This window comes from bacterium, assembly GCA_013360195.1.
In the GTDB taxonomy this organism is placed as follows: Bacteria; Electryoneota; RPQS01; order RPQS01; family RPQS01; genus JABWCQ01.
On record JABWCQ010000003.1, the window covers coordinates 17,491 to 40,449 of the forward strand.

The 22,959-nt window shown below is 52.9% G+C and carries 26 protein-coding genes; 9 read left to right on the plus strand and 17 right to left on the minus strand.

Annotated features, from left to right (window positions below):
• Positions 1-22 precede the first annotated feature (22 nt).
• The 11 genes from HUU59_03600 to HUU59_03650 all read right to left on the minus strand — a co-directional run bounded on the left by HUU59_03600 (position 23) and on the right by HUU59_03650 (position 9,439).
• Positions 23-976, minus strand: a complete 954-nt coding sequence (locus tag HUU59_03600) for an NmrA/HSCARG family protein (GenBank protein ID NUO18511.1) — start codon at positions 974-976, stop codon at positions 23-25.
• 91 nt (positions 977-1,067) lie between these two features.
• Entirely contained in the window at positions 1,068-1,409 is a 342-nt protein-coding gene (gene trxA / locus HUU59_03605; protein ID NUO18512.1) for a thioredoxin, read from the minus strand.
• Positions 1,410-1,461: 52 nt separating this feature from the next.
• Positions 1,462-1,965 (minus strand): TlpA family protein disulfide reductase, encoded by a 504-nt coding sequence (locus HUU59_03610; GenBank protein ID NUO18513.1) that lies wholly within the window; start codon positions 1,963-1,965, stop codon positions 1,462-1,464.
• 194 nt (positions 1,966-2,159) lie between these two features.
• Complete coding sequence (aroF, locus tag HUU59_03615; GenBank protein ID NUO18514.1) at positions 2,160-3,182, minus strand: 3-deoxy-7-phosphoheptulonate synthase; 1,023 nt, start codon at positions 3,180-3,182, stop codon at positions 2,160-2,162.
• A 12-nt stretch (positions 3,183-3,194) separates the two neighbouring features.
• Positions 3,195-3,944 carry a tryptophan synthase subunit alpha gene (trpA, locus tag HUU59_03620; GenBank protein ID NUO18515.1) on the minus strand — a complete coding sequence of 250 codons (750 nt, stop codon included), beginning with the start codon at positions 3,942-3,944 and terminating at the stop codon, positions 3,195-3,197.
• A 46-nt stretch (positions 3,945-3,990) separates the two neighbouring features.
• Positions 3,991-5,166: a tryptophan synthase subunit beta gene (trpB, locus tag HUU59_03625; protein ID NUO18516.1), complete on the minus strand. Its 1,176-nt coding sequence runs from the start codon at positions 5,164-5,166 to the stop codon at positions 3,991-3,993.
• Entirely contained in the window at positions 5,163-5,750 is a 588-nt protein-coding gene (locus HUU59_03630) for a phosphoribosylanthranilate isomerase (protein NUO18517.1), read from the minus strand. Before HUU59_03630 ends, trpB begins: the two co-directional genes overlap by 4 nt.
• Positions 5,747-6,508 carry an indole-3-glycerol-phosphate synthase gene (locus HUU59_03635; GenBank protein NUO18518.1) on the minus strand — a complete coding sequence of 254 codons (762 nt, stop codon included), beginning with the start codon at positions 6,506-6,508 and terminating at the stop codon, positions 5,747-5,749. Before HUU59_03635 ends, HUU59_03630 begins: the two co-directional genes overlap by 4 nt.
• The gene (gene trpD, locus HUU59_03640; GenBank protein NUO18519.1) at positions 6,505-7,509 is read right to left on the minus strand and encodes an anthranilate phosphoribosyltransferase; all 1,005 of its coding nucleotides are present in this window, start codon (positions 7,507-7,509) and stop codon (positions 6,505-6,507) included. Before trpD ends, HUU59_03635 begins: the two co-directional genes overlap by 4 nt.
• Positions 7,506-8,081, minus strand: coding sequence for an aminodeoxychorismate/anthranilate synthase component II (locus HUU59_03645; protein NUO18520.1), 576 nt, complete (start codon positions 8,079-8,081; stop codon positions 7,506-7,508). The genes trpD and HUU59_03645 overlap by 4 nt, the downstream gene beginning before the upstream one ends.
• Positions 8,078-9,439 (minus strand): anthranilate synthase component I family protein, encoded by a 1,362-nt coding sequence (locus HUU59_03650; GenBank protein ID NUO18521.1) that lies wholly within the window; start codon positions 9,437-9,439, stop codon positions 8,078-8,080. The genes HUU59_03645 and HUU59_03650 overlap by 4 nt, the downstream gene beginning before the upstream one ends.
• A gap of 473 nt (positions 9,440-9,912) precedes the next feature.
• Between HUU59_03650 and HUU59_03655 the strand changes: the two genes are divergently transcribed.
• A complete protein-coding gene (locus tag HUU59_03655; GenBank protein ID NUO18522.1) occupies positions 9,913-11,565 on the plus strand; it encodes a T9SS type A sorting domain-containing protein in 1,653 nt (550 codons plus the stop codon).
• A gap of 70 nt (positions 11,566-11,635) precedes the next feature.
• Here HUU59_03655 and HUU59_03660 read toward each other — a convergent pair whose 3' ends face one another.
• The 5 genes from HUU59_03660 to HUU59_03680 all read right to left on the minus strand — a co-directional run bounded on the left by HUU59_03660 (position 11,636) and on the right by HUU59_03680 (position 15,432).
• Positions 11,636-12,256 carry a hypothetical protein gene (locus tag HUU59_03660; GenBank protein ID NUO18523.1) on the minus strand — a complete coding sequence of 207 codons (621 nt, stop codon included), beginning with the start codon at positions 12,254-12,256 and terminating at the stop codon, positions 11,636-11,638.
• On the minus strand, positions 12,246-12,890 hold the full coding sequence (locus HUU59_03665) for a L,D-transpeptidase (protein NUO18524.1): 645 nt from the start codon (positions 12,888-12,890) through the stop codon (positions 12,246-12,248). Before HUU59_03665 ends, HUU59_03660 begins: the two co-directional genes overlap by 11 nt.
• Positions 12,887-13,948: a L,D-transpeptidase family protein gene (locus tag HUU59_03670; protein NUO18525.1), complete on the minus strand. Its 1,062-nt coding sequence runs from the start codon at positions 13,946-13,948 to the stop codon at positions 12,887-12,889. The genes HUU59_03665 and HUU59_03670 overlap by 4 nt, the downstream gene beginning before the upstream one ends.
• A gap of 118 nt (positions 13,949-14,066) precedes the next feature.
• Positions 14,067-14,672 (minus strand): hypothetical protein, encoded by a 606-nt coding sequence (locus HUU59_03675; GenBank protein ID NUO18526.1) that lies wholly within the window; start codon positions 14,670-14,672, stop codon positions 14,067-14,069.
• 142 nt (positions 14,673-14,814) lie between these two features.
• The gene (locus HUU59_03680; protein ID NUO18527.1) at positions 14,815-15,432 is read right to left on the minus strand and encodes a TetR/AcrR family transcriptional regulator; all 618 of its coding nucleotides are present in this window, start codon (positions 15,430-15,432) and stop codon (positions 14,815-14,817) included.
• Between the two features lie 217 nt (positions 15,433-15,649).
• Here HUU59_03680 and HUU59_03685 point away from each other — a divergent pair, with 217 nt between their 5' ends.
• On the plus strand, positions 15,650-16,261 hold the full coding sequence (locus HUU59_03685) for a hypothetical protein (protein NUO18528.1): 612 nt from the start codon (positions 15,650-15,652) through the stop codon (positions 16,259-16,261).
• Between the two features lie 11 nt (positions 16,262-16,272).
• Complete coding sequence (locus tag HUU59_03690; GenBank protein ID NUO18529.1) at positions 16,273-16,809, plus strand: SRPBCC domain-containing protein; 537 nt, start codon at positions 16,273-16,275, stop codon at positions 16,807-16,809.
• Between the two features lie 51 nt (positions 16,810-16,860).
• Here HUU59_03690 and HUU59_03695 read toward each other — a convergent pair whose 3' ends face one another.
• The gene (locus HUU59_03695) at positions 16,861-18,189 is read right to left on the minus strand and encodes a T9SS type A sorting domain-containing protein (protein ID NUO18530.1); all 1,329 of its coding nucleotides are present in this window, start codon (positions 18,187-18,189) and stop codon (positions 16,861-16,863) included.
• A 165-nt stretch (positions 18,190-18,354) separates the two neighbouring features.
• Here HUU59_03695 and HUU59_03700 point away from each other — a divergent pair, with 165 nt between their 5' ends.
• The 6 genes from HUU59_03700 (at position 18,355) to HUU59_03725 (ending at position 22,952) form a co-directional block, all read left to right on the plus strand.
• Positions 18,355-18,930 (plus strand): hypothetical protein, encoded by a 576-nt coding sequence (locus HUU59_03700; GenBank protein ID NUO18531.1) that lies wholly within the window; start codon positions 18,355-18,357, stop codon positions 18,928-18,930.
• 21 nt (positions 18,931-18,951) lie between these two features.
• Positions 18,952-19,521: a hypothetical protein gene (locus HUU59_03705; protein NUO18532.1), complete on the plus strand. Its 570-nt coding sequence runs from the start codon at positions 18,952-18,954 to the stop codon at positions 19,519-19,521.
• 269 nt (positions 19,522-19,790) lie between these two features.
• On the plus strand, positions 19,791-20,834 hold the full coding sequence (gene hrcA, locus HUU59_03710) for a heat-inducible transcription repressor HrcA (GenBank protein NUO18533.1): 1,044 nt from the start codon (positions 19,791-19,793) through the stop codon (positions 20,832-20,834).
• A gap of 16 nt (positions 20,835-20,850) precedes the next feature.
• Complete coding sequence (locus HUU59_03715; GenBank protein ID NUO18534.1) at positions 20,851-21,408, plus strand: nucleotide exchange factor GrpE; 558 nt, start codon at positions 20,851-20,853, stop codon at positions 21,406-21,408.
• Positions 21,409-22,554, plus strand: coding sequence for a molecular chaperone DnaJ (gene dnaJ / locus HUU59_03720; GenBank protein NUO18535.1), 1,146 nt, complete (start codon positions 21,409-21,411; stop codon positions 22,552-22,554).
• 131 nt (positions 22,555-22,685) lie between these two features.
• Positions 22,686-22,952: a ComEA family DNA-binding protein gene (locus tag HUU59_03725; protein NUO18536.1), complete on the plus strand. Its 267-nt coding sequence runs from the start codon at positions 22,686-22,688 to the stop codon at positions 22,950-22,952.
• Positions 22,953-22,959 lie beyond the last annotated feature (7 nt).

The following is a 22,959-nucleotide window of genomic DNA, read 5'->3' on the forward strand; positions in this document are numbered from 1 at the left end:
TTTTGCATGCCGTGAAGCGCGATTATTCAGGAAAGGGTACTTTTGAGGCGTTTTCCTTCAACCATGCTGAATATGACTTGAGTTCCGGATTCAGTTTTCTCGCAAAATCCAAATCACGTACTCCGACAAATTGCTCCTGGAAGTCATACTTGAACTGGAACATGTTGCCGACATCTTCAGCACCGGGGAAGCCGAAGCCGCGATAGACATCGAAGGGAACGCTGACGTGTGCGATTTGCTTTCCGGTTGCGGCGCTAAGGCCGTCAGCCATCTGCTTTCCGGTGAGATGTTCTCCGGCGACAGCAACGGTCTTGCCGATCAGTTCATCTCCCTTTTTGAAGATACCGAAGGCACACTTGCCAATGTCTTCGGCGGCGATACCGGGGAGCTTTTTGTCCCCCATGGGAATCACCAACGCGAGGCTGCCGTCAGGTATTTTCTGCGGCCCCATTCCGAAATAGATGAGGTTTTCCCAATAGAAGCTTGTCCACAAGATGGTGGTGGGCAGACCGATTTGCGCGAAATAGGGGTCAACCTCACCCTTGCTGTCAAAATGGGGAACCTTGTACTTGCCATGCAGAGTCGGCATCGACGTGCTTTCCAACGAAAGGAAATTCCGGGTGTCTTCCAGAGAAGACCAGACGAAGTGTTTGACTCCGGCAGCTTTCGCGGCATCAGCCATGTTTTTGGCTTGACCGGTTTCTTTCACGGGGTCGAAGTGATCCCAGAAGAAGGTAACCCCGAATACGCCGTGGGCGCCTGCGAAGGCCTTTTTCAGGGATTCAACGTCGTCAATGTTCGCAGCAACGACTTCAACGCCCAATGCGGATAGGGCTTTGGCTTTTTCGGACGTGACATCGCGTGTGATTGCGCGGGCGACGAATCCCGATTCGGGATTGGCGGCAATGGCACGTACAAGGCCTCCACCCTGTGCGCCGGTAGCCCCCATGACAGCAATGATTTTCTTGTTTGACATTCGACTCCTTGTGAGTTGTTCAGGAACGGAAAGATTTCAAAAAATAGCCCCGTGTTTTCACGGGGCTAAATTGTAATCAAAGACACTTGGCTCAGTTTGCGAGCAGGGATTCGACCCTTGACTGCAGAGCATGCTTCGGCAGAGCGCCGACCTGCCGGTCCACCATTTCGCCGTTTTTGAAAAACAGGAGGGTGGGGATTGAGCTGATATGATATTGACGGCTAACGTTTGGCGCCTGATCCACATCGACCTTAGCGAAGGCGACACGGCCTGAATATTCGTTGGCAAGATCTTCGACGAGCGGCGCGATCATGCGGCAGGGTCCGCACCAATCCGCATAGCAATCAACGACCAGGAGCTTATTCGCTTTAACGGCATCCTGAAAAGACTGGTCAGTAACTTTCAGAACTGCGTTGGCAGCAGTATTCGACATAGCTGGAAACTCCAGAATTAACGTATGAATAAGAGCAGGGAATTAAGTCAGATTAAAGCAGGCTTTGGATTTTCTGTTCGAAAAACTCCTTGGGACGATATCCGACGACGGTTTCGACAATTTCGCCATCCTTGCCAATGATAAAGCAGGTTGGGATTGAGCGCGGGCTGCCAAAGATTTTGGATGCTTCTTCGCTGAAGATGCCGACCGGGTAGTTAATCTTCATTTGCTCGGAGAATTGCTGAACCTTTTGGGCACCTTCACGGCCAAAGGCAAGGCCGACCACTTCGACCTGTCCCTTGTACTGACTGTAGAGGTCGATGAAGTGGGGAATGCCTTTGCGGCACGGACCGCACCACGTGTCCCAGATATCGAGAATTACGACTTTGCCGTAGAACTGGCGCGCGTCCACGACTTCGCCCGCGGTAGTCTTGTAAGTGAAATTCAGTTTCTTGGCATCGTCCACTTTTGCGGCAGCGGCTTTTTCACCGGATTGACCGCACCCGATGGATGCGAGCATAAACGTTGCCAGAGCGAGAGAAAAGAGTGCTTTCATAGAGGCTTTCGAGTTTATCTTGCGAGAATTGAATTTCATCGGCGCCGCTCCCGGGATCAAATAGATGAACGATTTTGGATGCCGGATAGTTCCATAGACCCTAAAGATAATGAAATCTCCCTCCATAAACAAGACTCGGAAGTCAGGTCAAACAAAGACTTGTTTATCCATGTTCTGTATAGAGTTTACGAAAGTTAGGCGGGGCTCAAAGTCCTTCCGACGGCGGGGGCAATTTGCCGGAGACTGTCGATCAGGCCGTGCAGTTGCGTGGGGTAGAGGGATTGGTATCCGTCCGAGAGAGCATGGTCCGGGTCGGGGTGAACCTCCACGATGAGGCCGTCTGCGCCGACGGCAATGGCCGCTCGCGCAAGGGGAGAGACCATTTTCCGGTGACCCGTACCGTGAGACGGGTCTACGATGATGGGCAGGTGCGAAATTTCTTTCACAGCGGGGACGATGTTCAGGTCGAGCGTATTGCGCGCGAAATCGGAGAAGCCGCGGATGCCTCGTTCGCACAGGATGACATTGTAGTTACCAGTGGAAAGAACGTATTCCGCCGCATTCAGCAATTCATCGAGTGAGGCGGCAGGTCCACGCTTGAGCAGGACGGGCTTGCCGCTGCGAGCGACGATTTCCAGGAGTGAGAAATTCTGCATGTTTCGCGCACCCACCTGCAGCATGTCAACGAAGGGCAAGGCAAGCTCGCAAGATTCGTTGTCCACAACTTCGGAGACAACAGGCAGGCTGAATTCGCGGCCGGCATCGCGTATCCACTGAAGAGCCTGGATTCCAAGGCCGCGGAAGGAATAGGGTGAGGTGCGGGGTTTGAATGCACCGCCGCGGAGCATCCTTGCGCCAGCTTTGCGAACTTGCTCGGCGGACTTGAAGATTTGTTCCCGGGACTCGACGGAGCATGGTCCGGCGATTATAGCGATTTCGGTCCCGCCGACGCGTACGTCACCTACTTGAACAACGGTATCTTCAGGCTTGGTTTCGCGTGAGACCAGTTTGAAGGACTTTGTGACGCGAACAGCCTGCACAACTCCGGGCAACTCTTCGAACTGCGCGGCAGGTAAGGGCCCGTCGTTGCCGGTGATACCGATGGCAGTCCGGGACTCTCCGGGAATTTCATGTGCGCGTAATCCAAGCGACTCGATAAAGGCAACGACATTGCGGATTTGCTCCGCAGTCGCATCGCGGTTCATGATAATCAGCACGCGGGAAAGCTCCTATAGGTGCTTGGTTTTGTCAAGTTCATGTCTGATTCTGGTAATGAATTGATGTACAAACTCCTGCGCTTCGTCAACGCTGTTCGCGGCGCGGATGCCTTCAAGTATCGCGCTGCCGATGATGACTCCGTCCGTAATTTCGGCAATTTGAGCGGCATCCCTGGGGCTGGAAATACCGAAACCGGCAAGGAGTGGAGATCTAAGACTTCGTTTAACGGACTTCAAATAGTCAGATGCTTGAGCTCCGACTCCGGCCCGGGATCCGGTGACACCGGTAACCGCAACAGCATAAACGAAAGGCGCGTCCAAATCATCCACGGCCTGCATTCGTTCGGGAGTTGTGGTCGGGGCAATGAAAGGGATGCGCGGCAGATTCTGATGGGCAGCGAAAATCTCAAGACGCGAGAAACTTTCCCCCGCGACCGGCCAATCCGGTATAATCAAACCGCAAAGGTTGGCCTGCTGCGCACAGTCGAGAAATCTCGGAATCGCAATGACGCTGTTCAGATATCCCATGAAGAGCGTCGGACCGAGAGTTGAAATCTCGGCGGCTATGGCGAAGTAGTTGTCAAGTGTGATACCGTTTTCAAGAGCAGATTGCGAAGCGGCTTGGATTACTGGTCCATCCGCAAGCGGGTCGGAAAAGGGCATGCCAAGCTCAATGATATCAGCACCGGCATCGAAAATCGATTGCGCGAGAGGCACAGTCCATTCACGATTCGGAAAGCCGCAGGTGAGATATATCGCCAACAGTTTACGTTTTTTGTGGCGACATTGGCGAATGAAAGAACTGAGGTCACACTTGCTTGCCATAGGTCCCCATGTCTTTGTCACCGCGGCCGGACAGACAGACAATCACCGGCGCAGGAACACCTTCGTCTTTCAGTGTGTGCAAGCAGGCGAGCGCGTGCGCGGATTCGAGTGCAGGAATGATGCCTTCAAGCCGGGCGAGATTTTTTGCCGCGGCTAACGCTTCCGTATCACTTGCGCGCACGTAGGTTACTCTTCCGATGTCAAACAGGTAGCTATGCTCCGGTCCGGTTCCGGGGTAGTCAAGTCCCGCTGAAACAGAATGTGCTTCAAGAATCTGTCCGTCGATGTTCTGCAGGACGTAGGTGCGGGAGCCGTGAAGCACTCCGGGAGTCCCGCGGGTCAACGCGGCGGCATGACATGCGGAGTCGTCTCCTTCGCCTCCGGCCTCAACTCCGATGAGTTTTATTGACGGTTCATCAAGAAACGGATAGAATAAGCCAATCGCGTTGCTGCCGCCGCCGACACAGGCAATGAGAGTCCGCGGCAGGATGCCTCGCTCGGCACATTGCACACGCGTTTCTTCGCCAATGACTTTTTGAAATTCACGAACCATAAGCGGGTAGGGGTGCGGACCGACGACACTGCCGATGAGATAGAACGTATCGCGCACATTTGTCACCCAGTCGCGGATGGCATCGCTTGTGGCATCCTTTAAGGTCTGTGTTCCGGAGTAAACGGGTTTGACCTCCGCACCGAGCATTTTCATTCTGGCAACGTTTGGAGCTTGACGTTCGATATCACGAGCCCCCATGTACACGACACAATCAAGTCCGAACCGCGCGCAGACAGTGGCGGTTGCCACTCCGTGCTGTCCGGCTCCTGTTTCAGCGACGATTCGCTGTTTGCCGATTCGAAGCGCGAGCAACGCCTGACCGAGAGCGTTATTGAGTTTATGGGCGCCGGTATGAACGAGGTCTTCGCGCTTCAGAAATACTTGAAAGCCAAGGCTGTCGCTCAATCGTTCAGCGGGGTAGAGCGGAGTCGGGCGGCCGGCGAAATCGTGAAGGTGCCACGAGAGTTGCTGATGAAAGCCGGGATCGAGAGCGGCAGCGCGAAATTCGCGAACAAGCTCGCGGCACGGTGCTACAAGTGTTTCAGGGATGAACTGACCGCCATATTCGCCGAAGAAGCCGTTCGAGTCCGGGACATTGTAAATCATTTTTCTGTCATCCCGCGCACGGCGGATACAAATTGAGTCATGAGCAGGTGGTCTTTCTTTCGGGGTTCGAGCTCGATACCTCGGGATACGTCCACGCCGAACGGTTTGTGCCGGTTGATAACCGACAAGACATTTGCCGGTGACAGTTGACCTGCGAGGACAATCGGGTTCTTTATTTGAAGCGACTGAATCGGCCGCATGAGTTCAGGGATGTCAATCAGAATTGCGCGTGCTTGAGTGTGGTCAAGCAGAGCGGTGATGTGCCTACCGTCGCGGGTCGCTTTGATGTAGGGAATTCCGAAAGTCAGGCAAAAGAAAGCGGATTCGGTACCATGAAACTGCAAGACATCGGGCTCAGCGATATCAATGCACACCTTCACGAATTCAGCGGATGCATCCTGAAAGACGAGCACGAACTTTGTGTTTCCGCGAGGAAGCCGTGACAGGGCACGGAGTTCTTCCAGGTCGAGGAAGCGCGGCGTGTTTGGAACACACACGACACCCGCAGCATTAACTCCCAATTCGACCGCGTAGGCGAAATCTTCCGGGCGGCAGAGGCCGCAGAATTTTATCCAGGTATTCATTTCAAGCAGCGCGCGAGTGCAGCGCCGGGATCGGAGTGACACATAAAGGATGTTCCGATAAGTACCGCGTCCGCACCTCGCGAACGCATGAGGAGCAAATCCTCCCTGCTTCGCAGGCCGCTTTCGGCAACCTTGATTCCATTCATGAGCGGGAAGAGCCGGGCACTTAAGTCCAGATTGATTTCCAATGTATCAAGGTCGCGATGATTGACACCGAGAATTACGTTGGTCACCTTGTCCGACTTGACAAGGTCCGATTCATCGTGGAGCTCCAAAAGGACGGACAGGCCGACTTCCGAAGCAAGCCCGCAGAGATTCTCAATTTGACCTTCAGACAAGAGTTTGGCAATGATAAGAACGGCATCAGCCCCGGCAGCCCGGGATTCAAGAATGTCATATTCATCCCAGAGAAAATCCTTGCGCAAGACAGGCAGCGCGGCGGCAGATTTCGCACGGTCAATGTATGACAGATCGCCGCAGAACGAGCCTTTCTCGGTCAGCACGGAAAGGGCAGCGGCTCCATTTTTCTCATAGCTATGCGCGACGAACTCCACATCGTGGTCAGCTCGCAGGATACCTGCACTTGGCGAGCGAAACTTTATTTCCGCGATGACAGCGGGGAGGTTCGTGCAGGACAGCGCACCGAAGAAGTCTCTGGCCGGTGGAGTATCCCTGCAGACGGCGCGCAAGTCTGCGGTTGAACGCGATATGACACGTGCCTTGAGACGTTTGTCAAGAATTGCATGCAGGAGATTCATGCGCAGCCGACTCTTGCAAGAAATTCCGCGAATTGACCGTTTACAATACATCTGCGGGCGATGACCACGGCGTCGCGCAAGTCCTCAGCCAGTCCGGATATCCAAAGTGCAGGGGCACAATTCGCGACAATCCACTCGCGCAGGTCGGGTTCGCGCCCGTTGGCGATATCGCGAAGTCGTACCGCATTGTTTGCTGCAGAGCTGCCATCTACTACTTCAACTTGGGATGGAATAAGGCCCCAGTCTGCGGGAGTCCATTTTCCTTCTGAAATGCCGCCGTCTTTCAGCATACAGTAGTACGTTGTTCCGCATAGTGAAATTTCGTCGAGTCCGCCTTCGGAATGACAGGCAATCACCCAATCGGAGCCGGAACGCGCAAGAGTTTCGATAACCGTCCTTAGCCAAATGGGGTTATAGACACCAATAATCTGCCGGCGAACTTGCGCAGGGTTGGCCAGCGGACCGAGCAGATTGAAAATCGTCCGTACACCGAGCTCTCTGCGCACCGGAGCGACGCTTTTCATTGCAGGATGGAAATTGGGTGCGAACAGGAACGCAAATCCGTGCTCACCGAGGAGCGAAGCCGCTTGTGCCGGAGACTCACAGAACGGCAGGCCAAGCGCCTCAATCACATCTGCGCTTCCGGATTTAGAGGAAACCGCACGGTTGCCATGCTTGGCAACTGTTACTCCGCAGGCGGCAGCAACCAGTGAAGCAGCCGTAGAGAGGTTGAAGCTGTGACTGCCGTCACCGCCTGTGCCGCACATATCGACAGCAGTTGCCTCGAAACCATCCACACGCGACATGTGACGGCGCATTGTAGAGAGAAATCCGCACAGTTCATCAACAGTTTCACCGCGGGCATGCATGGCGCACAAGAGAGCTGCGATATCCATCTGCGAGGCCTCGCTTTTGAAGAGCAGCTCGCAGCAGCGTTCCGCATCGTGAACCGCCAGAGTGCCGCCATGTACGACATACTTGAGGTAGTCTTTGAGAGTCACTTTGTCGCAGTCATGGCGATGAAGTTGGCGAGGAGTCGCTCGCCATCGGGAGTCAGTATGGATTCAGGATGAAACTGTACACCTTCGACGGGCAGTGATTTGTGGCGCAGACCCATGATTTCACCGGTTCCCGTGCGGGATGTAACGACCAGTTCAGCGGGCAAACCTTCCTGTGCGACGATCAGAGAATGATACCTTCCGGCCTCGAACGGGTCAGGCAATCCCTTGTAGATGGTTCTGCCGTCGTGAAATACTCGAGTGGATTTCCCGTGCACCAGTTCCGGCGCAGAAACGACGTTGCCACCGAAATGCAGACCAATCATCTGGTGGCCGAGACAGACACCGAGTATCGGAAGAATGCCGATTGAACCCGCAAGAATTGCCGGCATATTCCCGGCATCTTCCGGTCGTCCCGGTCCGGGCGAAAGAACAAGCCCTGCGGGATTCATGACCTGCAATTCCTGGCATGTAATTTCGTCATTGCGAGCAACTTCAACACGCACGCCGAGCTTGCCGATTGCCTGCACGAGGTTATAGGTGAACGAATCGTAGTTGTCAAGGACGAAGATCATGACTTTTCAAGCTGAGCCAAAGCGCGTTCGATTGCAGCTGCCTTGTGTTCGGTTTCGGCCAGTTCATTTTCCGGAGTGCTGTCGGCGACAATTCCAGCCCCCGCCTGATAACTGAGCACTCCGTCGCGCAGAACCGCAGTCCGCAACATGATACAGAATTCGGCGTTGCCGTCACTACCGAGGAAGCCTGCGGCACCGGAGTAGAATTCACGGGGGACGGGTTCGTTTTCAAGAATGAGCTGCAGTGCGCGAACCTTTGGCGCACCGGACACTGTGCCGGCGGGAAAAGACGCAGCGAGAGCGTCCGTCGTGAATTTCCCATCGCGTAATCTGCCGCGGATGTCGCTCACAAGATGCATTACATGACTGAAGCGATGAACCGATGCGAGGTCTCTGACTGCGACCGAACCGAACTCACAGGCGCGGCCGAGATCGTTGCGGGCAAGATCGACGAGCATCATGTGTTCAGCCCGTTCCTTCGGGTCAGAGACGAGTTCGTGTTCGAGCAGCTTGTCGGCAGTTTCGTTTGCTCCTCTCGGCCGCGTGCCGGCAATAGGATTGATGCGAACCTCGCGCAGACTCACACCGACTTGCAGTTCCGGAGAGGCGCCGATAAAGGTGCCGACGGGAGTTTCGTGATAGAACATGTAAGGAGACGGATTCACGCGCCGGAGCGAACGATAGAGTTCAAAGGCATCTCCTTCAGCAGGACGCTGAAATCGCTGTGAAAGCACGGCCTGAAAAATATCTCCGGCCACAATATGATGTTTTAGTTTGTCAACCGACGCGCAGAAATCCGCGGGCTCAAAACTGCTTGAACGATGCCCTGTTTTGAATGAACGCTTGACTGCCTGAACAGGTTTCTCGAGCGCTTGGGTAATCTCATGCAAAGTGACGGCGGATTTTGAATTGCCTTGTTCAGCGAGAATAACTTCATGCCGGAGGTGGTCGAAAATAATGATTTGCTCGTAGTTGCCGAGCCATGCAAGAGGAGTTGAGCTCTGCTTGCTTGCGTCCATTTGCTCCAGTTCATGAATCCAATCGAACCCGATTACTCCTATTAATCCTCCGTTGAAGGGAAGGTGTTGTTCATGTCGGGCAGTACAGTTCTGTTCGAACTCGCACAGCAACAGACGAAGGGGGCCAGTTTGCGAGATTGAAGGAATCGTCGCCGACGCCTTACCTGGAGCTTCAGCAGAAATGGCTCCGTCTGGATTCAGTCCAATAAAGGAGAATCGGCCGAATCTTTCACCGCCGGTGACGCTTTCCATAAGAAACGGTGCGCTTCCAAGGTTTCGAAGTTTCAAGAAAGCCGCGACCGGAGTCAGGAGATCGCCGGATATCGTATAAGTTTTCATTTGATAAGGTGGAAAAACAAAAGCCACGCCGTGTTCAAGCGTGGCTCTGGAATTTACAGATTTCTATTCGAAATTAGACAATACCAATCGCCACGCTGCCGAATTGCCAGCGCCAGCTCATGGACATGGTGGCGGAAAAAGGTGAATTCATAAGTTTTAGTTGATTATTCACAATATAATGTCAGGTCAATCGAAAGTCAATAGTAACCAATCAATTTTGGTAATGCCTCTCCTAATTTTAGAATGGGACTTGACGGACATGCTCTGGAAGTCAATTTGAGGTGCGAGAACCCGTCATAAAGTACTAATTTATAAAATATTAAAGGTGCTGACCCCGATATGAAACTCCGCTTTTTGAATCAGAATTAATTGAAGGAAAAGTTGAAGTTCCTTGACTTCGCGAGAGGATGCAAATATATTAGATATACTGCAACGCTACAACTTGTCAACATGAAAGGACGTGGAGCAGTTCCATGAAAAAGTTTAAGTATTTGTTAATTTGTTTGATGTTGGCCTTTGTTGGGGCTAGCACGGCAGAGGCTGCCATTGGCTGGGCAGGACAGATCTGGCCGACCAGTGGCCAAGTTCGCTTGCCGAATCAGAACATCGGAGTGTATGTTCAAGTTTGGAAGGCTGGCGTTACTGAAGCCCCCGGACCGGGTGCCGGAATCAGCGCTTCGCTATTCTACAAACGTGCCAGCGAAGGGTCTTACACATCGGTTCCCATGTCGTTTAACGTGCAAATCGGAAGCAACGACGAATGGTGGGCTGATATTCCAGCGGCCGCTTTGAATGGCGGCGAGGACGAATTGTTCTACGTGGAGATTTATGACGCGGAAGACGGTTCGACGTATACTGGTGCTCAGGATCAGGCCGGAAACAATCCTCCGTTCGTCCTGCATATTCAACCGGGCACGTCACGGGATGTTGCCGTGACCTTCCGAGTTGATATGAATTGCGTTAACCCCGATCTGTTTGACGGCGGCGTATTCTTCACGGGTGATTTTCTCGGTTGGAGTACGTGCAATCCAAATGGTTCGATGAGCGACGTTGACGCAGACGGAATCTGGGAAGGCACGTTCGTGTTCCCGGGCGGCTCGAATACCAGTGTTCAATATAAGTTCCAGCGTAACGACGGAGAGTTCTGTAACTGGGAGTGTGGCGGCAATCGTTTCTTCACCATTGACGATAGCAACCCGACTCAGACACTTGACATTCAGATTTACTGCTGCGAAGTCTGGGGCCCGAGTGAAATTTCGGGCGCAGGTTCCTACTGTGTCAGTCTTTGCTGCTGCTCGCAAGAGCTGTGGATTCGCCTAGTCACGTCGTATTCGAATCCCGTTATCACCGGTCTCGATTGGGTTTATGGCTGTGTCGAGTGCGGTAACCCGGATTGTACTCCCGGCAGTGGCGATATCATTTGGGATGTCCGTCAGGGCGAAGACATGAACTGGTATCTTGTGCTCTGTCTGCCGCCGGACGCAGGCCGTGCGATTCCGCCGGCGGAGGATGTTTATGCCGGCTGTTTCTGCATCACGATTGACGACATTTTGCCGGTGGAGATGGCGTCGTTTGATGCCGTGGCACTTGAGAATGCCGTGCGGATTGATTGGTCAACGGCGACGGAACAGGCGACGAGCCACTTCCTGCTTGAGCGTTCGACGGATATGAACAGCTGGTCGCTGGCAGCCCAGGTCGCAGCACGCGGAGAGAGTTCATCGGAGACACACTACAGCTACACCGATGAAAATGTCACAGTCGGTACGACGTACAGCTATCGTCTGACGATAGTTGATCTGGATGGCGCAGTTTCAGTTCATTCGCAGATTGTCAATGCCACGCCGTACGGTGCAGGCACAGTCAACGAGTTCGCATTGGCACAGAACTACCCGAATCCGTTTAACCCGGAGACGAATATCAGCTACACTCTGGCGAATTCGGCTAATGTTTCGTTGAAAGTGTACTCGGTGACCGGCGCAGAAGTCGCCATCCTTGTGAACGGCAATATGGAAGCTGGAAGTCACACTGTCAGCTTCAACGCGGCTTCGCTTCCAAGCGGTGTCTATTTCTACCGTCTCGACGCCGGCAGTTTCACTGCAACACGCAAGATGCTTCTGCTGAAGTAGTTATCTTCGGCAACAAATAAGAACAGGCCGCCCGATGGGCGGCCTGTTTTCTGTTTGGATAGTTGTCAGCCTAACGGAGCACCAGCGTTAGCGCCCCGTTCTTAAGTGTGCGATAAAGTGTGAGCGCGACTTCCCGATTCGTTTGAATGGAGAACTTGTCGTGGCCTTTGAAACTTTGGAGCCAAAGTCCGAGCTTCTCTCGAAAGGGGACTTTTACTTCGACCGGGTCATTCTCCGGTGTTGAGTGAACGAGCAGGGTGGGACCGTTTCGCCACGTGACTTCGAAAGCCACCGGAATCTCGCGCTGCAGAAGCGATGGATCCATATCCATGGCCTCGCTGACAATCTTCAGCAGGGAATCAGGAAATCGTGGTTCAAACTTGATCAGCCGGATACCGGCCGTTGAGAACAAAAAGACAGAATCAGGTGAGAAATCGTCAGCTAACGAAGCGATGTTCAGTTTGGCGGTCCCGGAGTCTTCGTGCAAAGTGGACACGACGGCGTTGCCGAGTTTCAGGACAAAACTTTCACTGCGCTTGTCGATGACGATGTAAGGATCGTTCGACTGCACAAGTTCATTTTGCGCGGCAAGCAGCTTCCACTCCTGCTTCAGACTGTCAGGCTGAGCATAAACCGCTTGCGCCGCACAGAACAGCATCAGCAGTTGAACACCCGTTAACTTAGAGAACATAGACTCCTGTTCCGATGGGGACACGATCGTAGAAGAATTTCAAGTCATCCGACCCCAATCTTACGCAACCGTGACTTACCGACATGCCCAAGAGCCGTTCATAAAGAGTTCCGTGAATAAAGTACCCGTCACCGAAGCCCAGCGCATAATCACCCATGACGTTGGGATCCAGCCGATCGGCATTGCTAGTCGGAATCGGTTCGTTTTCCTCCACAAATGCCCAATCAGGTTTGCGCCACCACGGTTCCACGATTTTGTTCTTGATAGCGAAGACACCCTGCGGTGTGTGGAACACCCACTTTTTGCCTGTCTTGGGATCAGTCAGCTCGCCTCCGGAACCGGTAGAACAGACGGCTTTGAAGTACACGGAATCAGCAGTTCGCAGATAGGCATGGTTTGTATGCGGATCAATGACAATGTACTTTCCCTTCGGAAGAGACTTTTCAAGATCCCTTTTGAGCCGCTTGATCTCCTTGGCGATACTCTTTTCATTGGGAACGGCATTCAAGACGGAGTCCAAGCGAGACATCATGTCAGGCGGCGGAATCTCCGCAGGCTTCTCCGCCAGGGCGAAAACGGATGCAGTCCCGATGATGAGAACAGCGATTACGCTAAGTACGACCCATTTCATCACAATCCCTCGAGTTTGCGTACGATGGTGACAGGTGTACCCACCCGGGCATATTTCATTAGTTCGAGCATATCGTGATCCGCCAATGCGACACAGCCGTCTGTCCAATTCTTGTTCTGACCGCCATGTCCGTGGATTTCAATGAGTTTACCGATTCCGGCTCGTTTTGAAATTCTGCCGCTCTTCTTGTTTGCGGCAAAACGCTTTTTGTCGTCGTCGTTTGGATAATTCAGCAGCAAAGCTTTGTAATACCGGCTCGAATGCTTCACTTCCGTGACCTTGTACCGACCCTCCGGAGTTGCCCCGTCGCCGGCGAACATCTTCTGGTAGGCCGCATTAAAGCCCAAATCAACCTTGTAGGACTTCAGCTTCTTTCCGCCATCGAACAGGTGGAGGCGGTGCTCTTCTTTATCAACGATAATAGCGACCGTGCCGTTCCGGCGGCTGTCTTCAAGGGTATTCGCCACCCAGTGCTTGGCGGCACGAATTCGCTCGAGTTCATCCGCGCCGTGATTGTTGATGGCCATACGGAGGGCGGCGAGCTGTTCACGGCACTCCTGCCCGGCATCCAGCGCCCCCTCAATATCTTCCTGCGCGAGCAGACTCATGGCGTTCATCTGGCTCATCTGTGCCAGGGTCCACAGCTTCTCAGCGCGATACAGCGTCAGTTTTGAATCAAGCGACTCCCGCCAGTTGTTCAAATCGTCAGTCAGAATCTTCAGTTCATGCTCGGCATTTGCAAGGGCAATTTCCCTTCTTGCTTTCGCCGAGTCTTCCGCAATTTGAGTCAGTGTCCGGGCATATGCAATAAGCGTATCCGTGGAGTCATAATTGCGCATGATCGACATCCTGCCCTGTTGAAAGGCCATTTCTTCACGGGCCTTCTGCAGCGCGACCTCTGCGGACTCAAGTTCTTCCTTGGCATATTTGCGGGGAGGACCGCTGCGCGCATTGGAGAGCGCCGATTCGGCGATCACCATGTCAACCAGCGGCGGTGTGTCGCACCCCAGCCATACCAGGGCAAGGGCAATCGGAGCGACAAGGATCAGTCGTCTGAGCATTCGATGCGAAAGCTAATGGTGCTATTCAAAAACAGTTTAGAGCGTGCAGGGAGCCGCGTCGTTGGGCGCGGCTCCCTGCAAAATTATCAGAAGTTACGGCCGCGTAGCGGCGACGCAATTACTTCTTTTTTCCACCCTTTGCCATTTCGGAGGCGCGGGTGATTTCGTTCATGATGTTGGTAACACGCTGTTGAACCGTCTGCATCTTGGTACGGGCTGACAGGTACTTGCCCTGATTGAACTCGGCAACCGCAGCGTCGTAGGCAGTGCGAGCGGCCGAGAGGTCGCTCTTGATGAGCTCGATGTCAGCCTTGTTTCCCTTGCCAACGGGAGCCTTCATCAGGGCGGTGTCGGCGGCGGCGAGTGCGGCAGTCAAAGTAGCTTGCATCGTAGTCAGTTCGTTCTTAAGACGCTCCTTCTCTGCGGCGGCAGCCGACGCTGCCTGGTTCGACATTTCCGTCGCCTTAACCAATTGCGCCTTGGCGGCGTCGTAGTTGCGGAACAGTGCGAACTTACCATCTTGCTCCTTGACAGCGGCCAAGCCGGCATTCAAGGTGTCGCGAGCGGCCTGGAACGCCTGGGCGGCATACTGCTCAGCTTCGGCAGTCTTGGCGGCTTGCAGCGCGGCATTTGCGGCATCAGCTTCAGCCTTGGGGGGCTCGGCACAACCTGCAAGGAACAGCAGGGGGGCGATCCAAAGAACGGCAAACAATGTCTTCTTCATGGTGTCCTTCCTAAACCCGGTTTGGAGTGGATTGACACGGAGTCGTTGCGGCCGGGTAACCTTGGCGGCCCGTGGGTCAACGGTTGCTAACCGTTCACCAACTATCATAAGATAAGAAAATTTCATTAAGAAAACAGCAATTTCACGCAGAAGTAGCCAGCAAATTGCTGTTAAACATGCTTAATGCCTCTCTTGCCAAATTGGCTTGCTCAGTTTCGGGCAGCATGGAAGCACGCTGGCGAATCAGTAAAGAAGCAAGTCCATGGACGGAGCCCCAAAGTCCGAGGGAGGCAGCCTCGGTACGAGTCTCTCGGAAAAGTCCCAACGCCTGACATTCAGCGACGGTTTTCATGAGCATTCTGAAGGCCCGTCGTCCATACCTCCATTCCGCCGTCTTAATGATTTTGGGCAGCGGAGTAAAGAGCATGAACATCAAATCGTAATACTCTGGCTCAGCCAACGCGAACTCCAAGTATCCTTCCAACAGACTCTTAAGTCTTTGTACCGGGTCCTTGATTTTTGCTCTATCTCTTTGGCGGGTAAAGAGTTTACGAAAACCTTCATTATGAAGGTCAAAGAGGATAGCATCTTTGTCCTTAAAATACAGATAGATAGTGGCAGGGCTGTATTCTATCTTCTCTGCAATCTTGCGGATTGAGACATTTTGAAAGCCATCCTCGGCGAAGAGATCCTTAGCAGCCTCGAGGATGGAGGCGCGCATCTCTTGCTTTTCTCTGAGCTTGCGATCAATGATCGTCACGGCGGCTTTCTGAACGCTGTTTACTAAAGGTACACAGTATAAAAAATAAACGCGTTAATGTCAACATCATTTTACAAAGTCAAGATACGTGCAACTAAAGACTTAGTTATTTATCTTGTAGTTTATGGAACAAAGTCACACCTCTTTCGCTGCCAAACAAGAGACATCGAGCATACTATTTCAAGTTGCTGTTTCTGCAGTATTTATTTCATTAATTATGACTCTGGGAGAGTCCCCGCCAACGTTACTTGAAGTCGCTGGGGAATATAGACTTGCGATCGTAGATTCACGTGGTGAAACCCTTGGGCATATTGAAGTTCGACCCTTGGGGTTGGATGGAACACTTCGCCTGGCCTTCGAACCCGATTCCGGCACGCGCAATTCAAGTTCGATTGAATGGTGGCAATTGGCTGAACGGGAGGATCGTCCCGGGTATCCACGAATTGACCCCCAAAGTGGCGGTTCGGGACTGCCCGGTGCAAAAGGAGAAGACGAAGATCCTGCCTACTATTCTGAAGCAGATCTTGTGAATCGGGAACTTCAAGCTGAGATTTTCAGGGACGGGAAGTTCTGGCTATTGGATAGACCAACCCTTGACAGCGGATTCCGATTTGAGTCTTGGCTTGTCGAACGGCTTGGGCCGAAGCAAGTGAGAAAGCTTGCAGGTCTTGAGTGGGGTGTTACTCTCAAAGATGGACGGATAAAGACTCTGCGGCACCCGCAGCCCATCAAACGCAAGTCGCGGTTTGACTGGCATGAATCGTTGCGAATCAGTGGATTCGGAGTGGGGTGGGAGATAAACAGAGCTACGCGGAGTAGATTACCATAATGGAGGATTAGATGAAAAGAGCTTTGCTTGTTTTGATGCTGTTGGCGGCACACGCTTCCTTCGCCGAACTTACGACTAACCCGCAGGGCGGATTCACTTCGACGCACGTCACGACTTTGCCGGGAAGCCCGGACGAAATCTTCGACGCGATGACCGGTGACATCTTGCCGTGGTGGGATCATCATTTTAGCGAGAATCCCAAGAGTCTCAGAATTGAGCCTTGGGTGGGAGGCAGGTTCATAGAGGAATTTGATGATGAAGGGAATGGAGCTCTTCATGCAACGGTTATTCTCTGTAACCGACCGAACATGATTCGGTTTGATGGGCCACTCGGACTAACCGGAAAGGCATTGACGCACGTTGTAACATATGAGTTCACGCCGCAGCAAGACAGCACCCAAGTTAAAGTTACTGTGCAGCTGAGTGGTGCCATTGACACAGAATGGGCGACGATTGTTGATGGTGTATGGAAACACTTTGTTATTGAAGCATTTCAACCCTATGTGCTGGCTGGCAGGCACAAAGACAAGCCAAGACTTACCCGATGAGCAAAGGAAAGAGCCCGGTGAATACCGGGCTCTTCGATTCTTGCATCGGGCTTACTTCAGCAGCAACATCTTGTTCGTGAATTGCTCTCCTTGTGTCATCAATCGGGTGAAATAGACTCCGCTCGACAATCCGCTTCCATCGAAACGAAGCTTGTGCTGACCCCGACTTATCTCCCGATCCAACAGCGTTTGTACAAGACGTCCGTTGACGTCAAAGATATCTACTCTCGCATTCCCCGTTTTTGCAAGCGAGAATGAGATGGTCGTTTCGGGATTGAACGGGTTCGGGTAGTTCTGGTGGAGCACGGCATTGGCAGGAACCAAATCAGGCTGCTCTTCGGCTGATACCGTTTGAGTTGTCCAGAAGATAACTTGACCGCTGGTGATGTAAACGGGTTGTGTGTGACCGGTGCTGTTGTAATTGCAATCCGGGCAGGTGACTCCGGAAACACATTCAGGATTGGTCGGGCGGCAAAGGTTTTCGTAAGCTTCGATAGTTGGCCAAACATCTATAGTTTGTCCGGGTACGACTTCGACAAACGGAATATCCCACGGATACACCCGGTCCCCCGGGCACCACCCGGCACGGTTAAACTGCCATGTTCCGCCTTGCGGGCTGCAAGCATTGACAGAGCAGTCATTTCTCCACAGGAGGTGTTCGAAATGGTCGGTACCAATCCACACCCCGTGAGTTTTTTGAGAGAACTCGGCAGCATTATGAGTGTTTCCCTGCCCGTGACCGGTAGTCCAGATGCGGACCGTTGCAAATTCGGCTTGCGCAGGTATCGGCACAAAGGAGATGTCAAGGTGATTCTCGACAGGATCGGCGGGGTCTCCGTACACCAGCCCGCCGAAGTTCCAGAGCTGCTCGACTGCAATAGGACGTAGCTGAAGGGGGTTTTCGACGAAGTAAAAGGTGCAAGTTACCAACCAGCCTTGATTTCCACCAACCCACGTATCCACAAAGCTGTGAAGAGTGACCTGGCCTCTGAGCAGGGATTGATAATCAAGCATGTCGAATGTCCATTCGCAGTGTCCCGGGCCTCCTCCGCCTGTGATATCATACGGTGTAATAACACGAGCAATTTCAATATCTTCGTGAGTCGAATCTGTTAGCGGACGTTGGACAAACAGGCGGGCTGTTCTGTCCCAGGGGTCGCAATCGCCCGGTGAACTTGGACAATCCAAGCGATACACCATGTAGATCTCACTGAACTCAACATCCCAACCGGGGAATTCAAAAACCTCCACGACGTCCCGGCCGCCGGCACCGAAGTTCTGGAGTCTTTGAGCGAAAGTAACAACCACGGTTGTGTCACCCGGGTCGGCCCAGACAGGGATTGACAGTGCAAGAAAAAGAAAAGAAGCAAGCGTTCGCATTACGGTCTCCTTGAATTCTGATAGATTCAATTTAGGGAACCTTACCGAACAAAACAACTTGCTCATATTTGAACAATTCTGAAGAAAAGGGGGGGTATCCGTTGACTATCCGACAAGGTGTTCGTAAATTGCGGTAGAAACAACGCAATTCAAAGGAGCAAAGCTATGAAACTGCTTGGAACTTTGGTTTTGATTGCTGGATTTGTCCTGCCAGGATTTGGTGCCTATCCTCTTGGTGTCGGGATTCACGGGGGGTATGACATGCCCGTAATACAAGAGGATGTTGGTGCCGGACCGGTTTTCGGAGTATCAGTCCGAGGGAACATTGTCGGGCCGCTGCACGGCCAGCTCTTCTTCAGGAGCACATCTCAGGCAGACGTGGAAGAGGACATTGATTTCCCAAACGAGCCAACATTGACCATACCGGGTGGTTCACTGACTGGATTTGGACTGAATCTCCTGTTGGCAAAGAAGACTCCCGCATCCGTTTGGCCCTATCTTCAACTCGGTGTTTCCACAAACACAGTGTCGCCGGGAGTTGATTACAAGGAAGAAGAGAGTCTTTCCGGCATTAGCGGCGGCGGTGGCGCGGGTTTCAACCTCTATCAGCGAAAAGTCTATCTTGACGTGAGCACGTCCTTGCTGGTCATGCCGTTTCATGACAACAAAGCCTCGCGCAAGAACTGGCAGACGATGCTTGGTGTGCAGTATTTCATTCCTATCAAAGGCAAATCAAATTAAGCGGAGCAGAAGGAGAAACACATGAAGACGATACTTTGTATTCTTGCCGCTTCGCTGGTCTTTGCATTGAGCGGATGCGGCTTGACCTCGGGAACGGCCTTTGTTTCGCAGGAAGTGGACGGAGTGATTACCACGGACACTCGTCCGGGCGGATTGCGCGGCGAAGGCGCTCTCGATACTCAAATGGAAGGTGTGGTCGTAGATCTGACGGACAACAGTGATTGGTCGGATTTCACGATTGAAGGGGTCGAGGACGGCTGTATAAGTGTGCATGCTGAGAATCACCTGAATACGCCCGTCTCGGGAGAGATTTGGATTGTGATGGATACGGAGTTTGACCCGGCCGGCGATCCCGATGCGGTTCGCAATCATTCCGGCGCGTTCAAGGTTTTTGAAGGCATGGCCTTGGCGCCGAATGAAATCAAACAATTCACCTGTTTCGAGACCATAGCTCTGCTGCAAAACACAGATCGGTTGGTGGATGCAGTGCGTGAGGGTCGCTTTCAAGCCTTCGGTTTGGGCAACGAGGATGTTTACTGCTTCACATTGACTGGGATCGTATTCGGATTCCACATTACCGGCAGCATTTAAGCCGAAAATTAGTTTTTACCCACGCCCGGCAGGAAACTGCCGGGCGTTTTCATTATCGGGAACACTGTCGGTGAATCCGAGGTTTATAGTTCCCGAGAAAGTAAACTATTGTTTCTAAGAGGATAGTGGACATTTGGTCGACCGGAAAGGGGGCAGAGGCGGGTGAAACGTGTTAAGTTATTGGATTTTAATATAGTTGCTTGATTCAAATCGGCTTGACAATCGAGCCATATCTCGTTATCTTATCTGTTTAAGCACTATCACCACGAATGACTTCGCCCCAGCCAATACCGAAACTTACCGAACGAGAGAAGTTGATTCTTCGGGCGGTTGTGCAACACTTCATTCTGACGGCAAATCCGGTCGGTTCGAGGCACATTGCCCGGAAGTTCGGGATCGATCTTTCTCCGGCGACTATTCGGAATGTTATGTCTGATTTGGAGGAGATGGGGCTGCTTAGTCATCCACACACTTCAGCGGGGAGAATGCCTTCGGACCTGGGGTACAGGTTTTACGTGGATGACTTGATGGACCTTGGTGAATTGACCAGTCAAGAGAGGGAAGCGATAGACCGTGAAATTGAGTCGGTCCCTGCGGAGCTGGAGTCAGTTCTTGACGCAACCACGCGGGTTTTAGCCTCGGCCTCGCAGCTGTTGGGGATTGTGGTGATTCCCGAGCTGCAGAACGCTGTACTGAGCCGGATTGAACTTGCCCGGCTGGCTGAGCGCCGGCTGCTGGTGGTTATCAGTTTGGAAGCAGGTCCGATGAAGTCGATCATGCTTGAGATTGAGCAGGAAATGTCTGAAGACTCGGTCAGAAAAGTGACGAGCGCATTGAATCAGCGGCTGGCAGGTTTGACCGTCGGCCAAATTCGAGAGCAGATTGCGACGAGAATTCAGAATATTGCCGAGACACCTCAGAGCCTGATTCGCCTGTTTGTGGAATCGACGGATGAGTTGTTCAATTTTGCGTCGCGGAGTGAACATGTCAAGATCGGGGGGCGTGCCCAGGTTATCACTCAACCGGAGTTTTCCACGCCTGGTTCAATGCGTGGCATCATTGAGTTAGTTGAAGACAAAGATATCATCATACACTTGCTGCAAAGCAGCGAGGCGCGGGGACAGATTACCATAAAGATCGGCCGCGAGAATCAGGACAGCCGCGCCAAGGATCTATCGGTGATTTCCGCGGATTACAAGACAAACTCCAGCGCGGGCAAGCTTGGCGTGATTGGACCGACACGGATGGACTATTCGCGCCTGACGACTCTGCTTGAATACACCGCGAGAGTAGTCAGTAAACGGCTTTCATAATCTGAATTAGAGAAATATGAATCAACTGGATAGAGAGAACAACGAAGTGCTGGACCAGGAGCCATCGGGGAGTACGACTCCGGAAGCGCAGGACGAGTTGACACAGGCACGTGCAGAAGCGGCCGAGTGGAGGGACAAATATGTCCGTCAGTTGGCCGAGTTTGACAATTTCCGGAAGCGTACCAGAGCGGAGATTGAGAATATTCGAGAGAACGTGGTTGAGAACGTTCTGTCAGGTTTGTTGACAGTGTATGACGACATGAACAGAATGCTGGAAACCACAGCCGCGGAGGAAAACGGTTCTCGTCGAGGTATGGAACTGATACAGCAGAAGTTCAAAAGTTTTTTGGAATCCAAGGGGATTACCAGGCTTGAGTGCCGCGGCAAGGAATTCAATCCGAATGAGCATGACGCGATTCTCACACAACCGCGAGAAGGCTTTCCTGCGGGAGTCGTGCTTGAAGAGGTCTCGCCAGGCTACAAGCTTGGAGAGCGTGTGATCCGCCATGCGCAGGTAATCGTATCGATCGAGGCCGAGGAGCCCGGTTCGCAGGGTGAGGTGACAGAGGGATAAATGGCGAAGCGTGACTATTATGAGATTCTGGGGGTGGATCGCGGAGCCACTCAGGAGGAGATCAAGAAGGCTTACCGAAAGCTTGCGATGCAGTATCATCCTGACCGCAATAAGGGAGATGCGACTGCAGAGGAGAAATTCAAGGAAGTCGGAGAGGCGTACGCGGTGCTTTCCGACGCTCAAAAGCGCGCGCAGTATGATCGTTTTGGTCACATGCAGGGCGGCGCGGGACCTCGTCCCGGACAAGGGGGGAGTTTCGAGTTTGACCTTTCGGATGCGTTACGGCAGTTCATGGAAGGCGGGATGTTCGGGGACTTCTTTGGCCAGCAGCGTGGTGGACGCAGCGGTTCAGCACGAGTGCGCGGCAACGATTTGCAATTGAAACTCTCACTCACGCTTGAAGAGATTTCGGAGGGGGTTCGCAAGACCATCAAGGTGAAGAGATTCCGTCCGTGTACGACCTGCGGCGGGAGCGGTGCAGCGGCAGGCAGTGCGCCTCAGGAATGCCCGACATGCCGGGGTCAGGGACAAGTCCGGCAAGTGTCACGGACGATTCTCGGACAATTTGTCAATATTCAGACTTGTCCGCAGTGCCACGGCGAAGGCCGAATTGTGGCGAACCCGTGCAAGACCTGCAATGGCGACGGACGTGTACGCACAGAAGACACGATACATGTTGACGTACCGGCGGGAGTGGCCAGCGGTCAATACCTGACACTTCGAGGAGAAGGGCATAGCGGTCCTCGAAACGGTCCCGCGGGGGATTTGATTGTCTTGATAGACGAGAAGGAGCATGAGTATTTCGAGCGAGACGGGGACAACATCATTTACAGGTTAAGTGTTTCGATTCCTCAGCTCTTGCTCGGCGCGACCGTGGAAGTCCCAACGCTCGGCGGCCGGGCGCAGCTAAAGATTGAGCCGGGGATGACACCGGGTAAGTTGCTACGCATGCGCGGAAAAGGTCTTCCGTCATTGAATGGTTACGGGCGGGGCGACCAGCTTGTGGAAATTGAGCTTCATGTTCCTAAGAAGCTTAGTACGAGCGAGCGGGAAATGGTTGAGCGACTTGGGAACAGCGAGAATTTCAAAGTACAGACAAACGAGAAAGGCTTCTTCGCGCGTGTGAAGGAAGCGCTTGGATCGTGATATGGCGGTTTGATTACAGCCGCCGCGCGCTGGCGTGGCTTCTTGGACTGAGCTTTGTGCTCGGGACTGTTCTTGAGCTTCGTGAACAATGGTACAGCCGCTCTGCCGCTTCCAATACACGAATCGTGTACATGGGGAAGAACCATGAAGTTTTAAGAGCGGCGGATTCAATTCATGCAGCGCGTGTTGCGCTGCTCAACCGCCCGATCAACATCAACACTGCAAATGAAATCGAATTGGAAAGACTGCCTGGGATCGGACCTGTGCTGGCTGCGCGAATAATCGAAGAACGTGAGACCGGTGGGCCTTTCATTTCCGCGGATGATCTTGAGCGAGTACCCGGAATCGGCGAGAAGAAAATTGCTGCGATGAGAGATCGCGTCATAACAAGCGAATAGTCCTGCC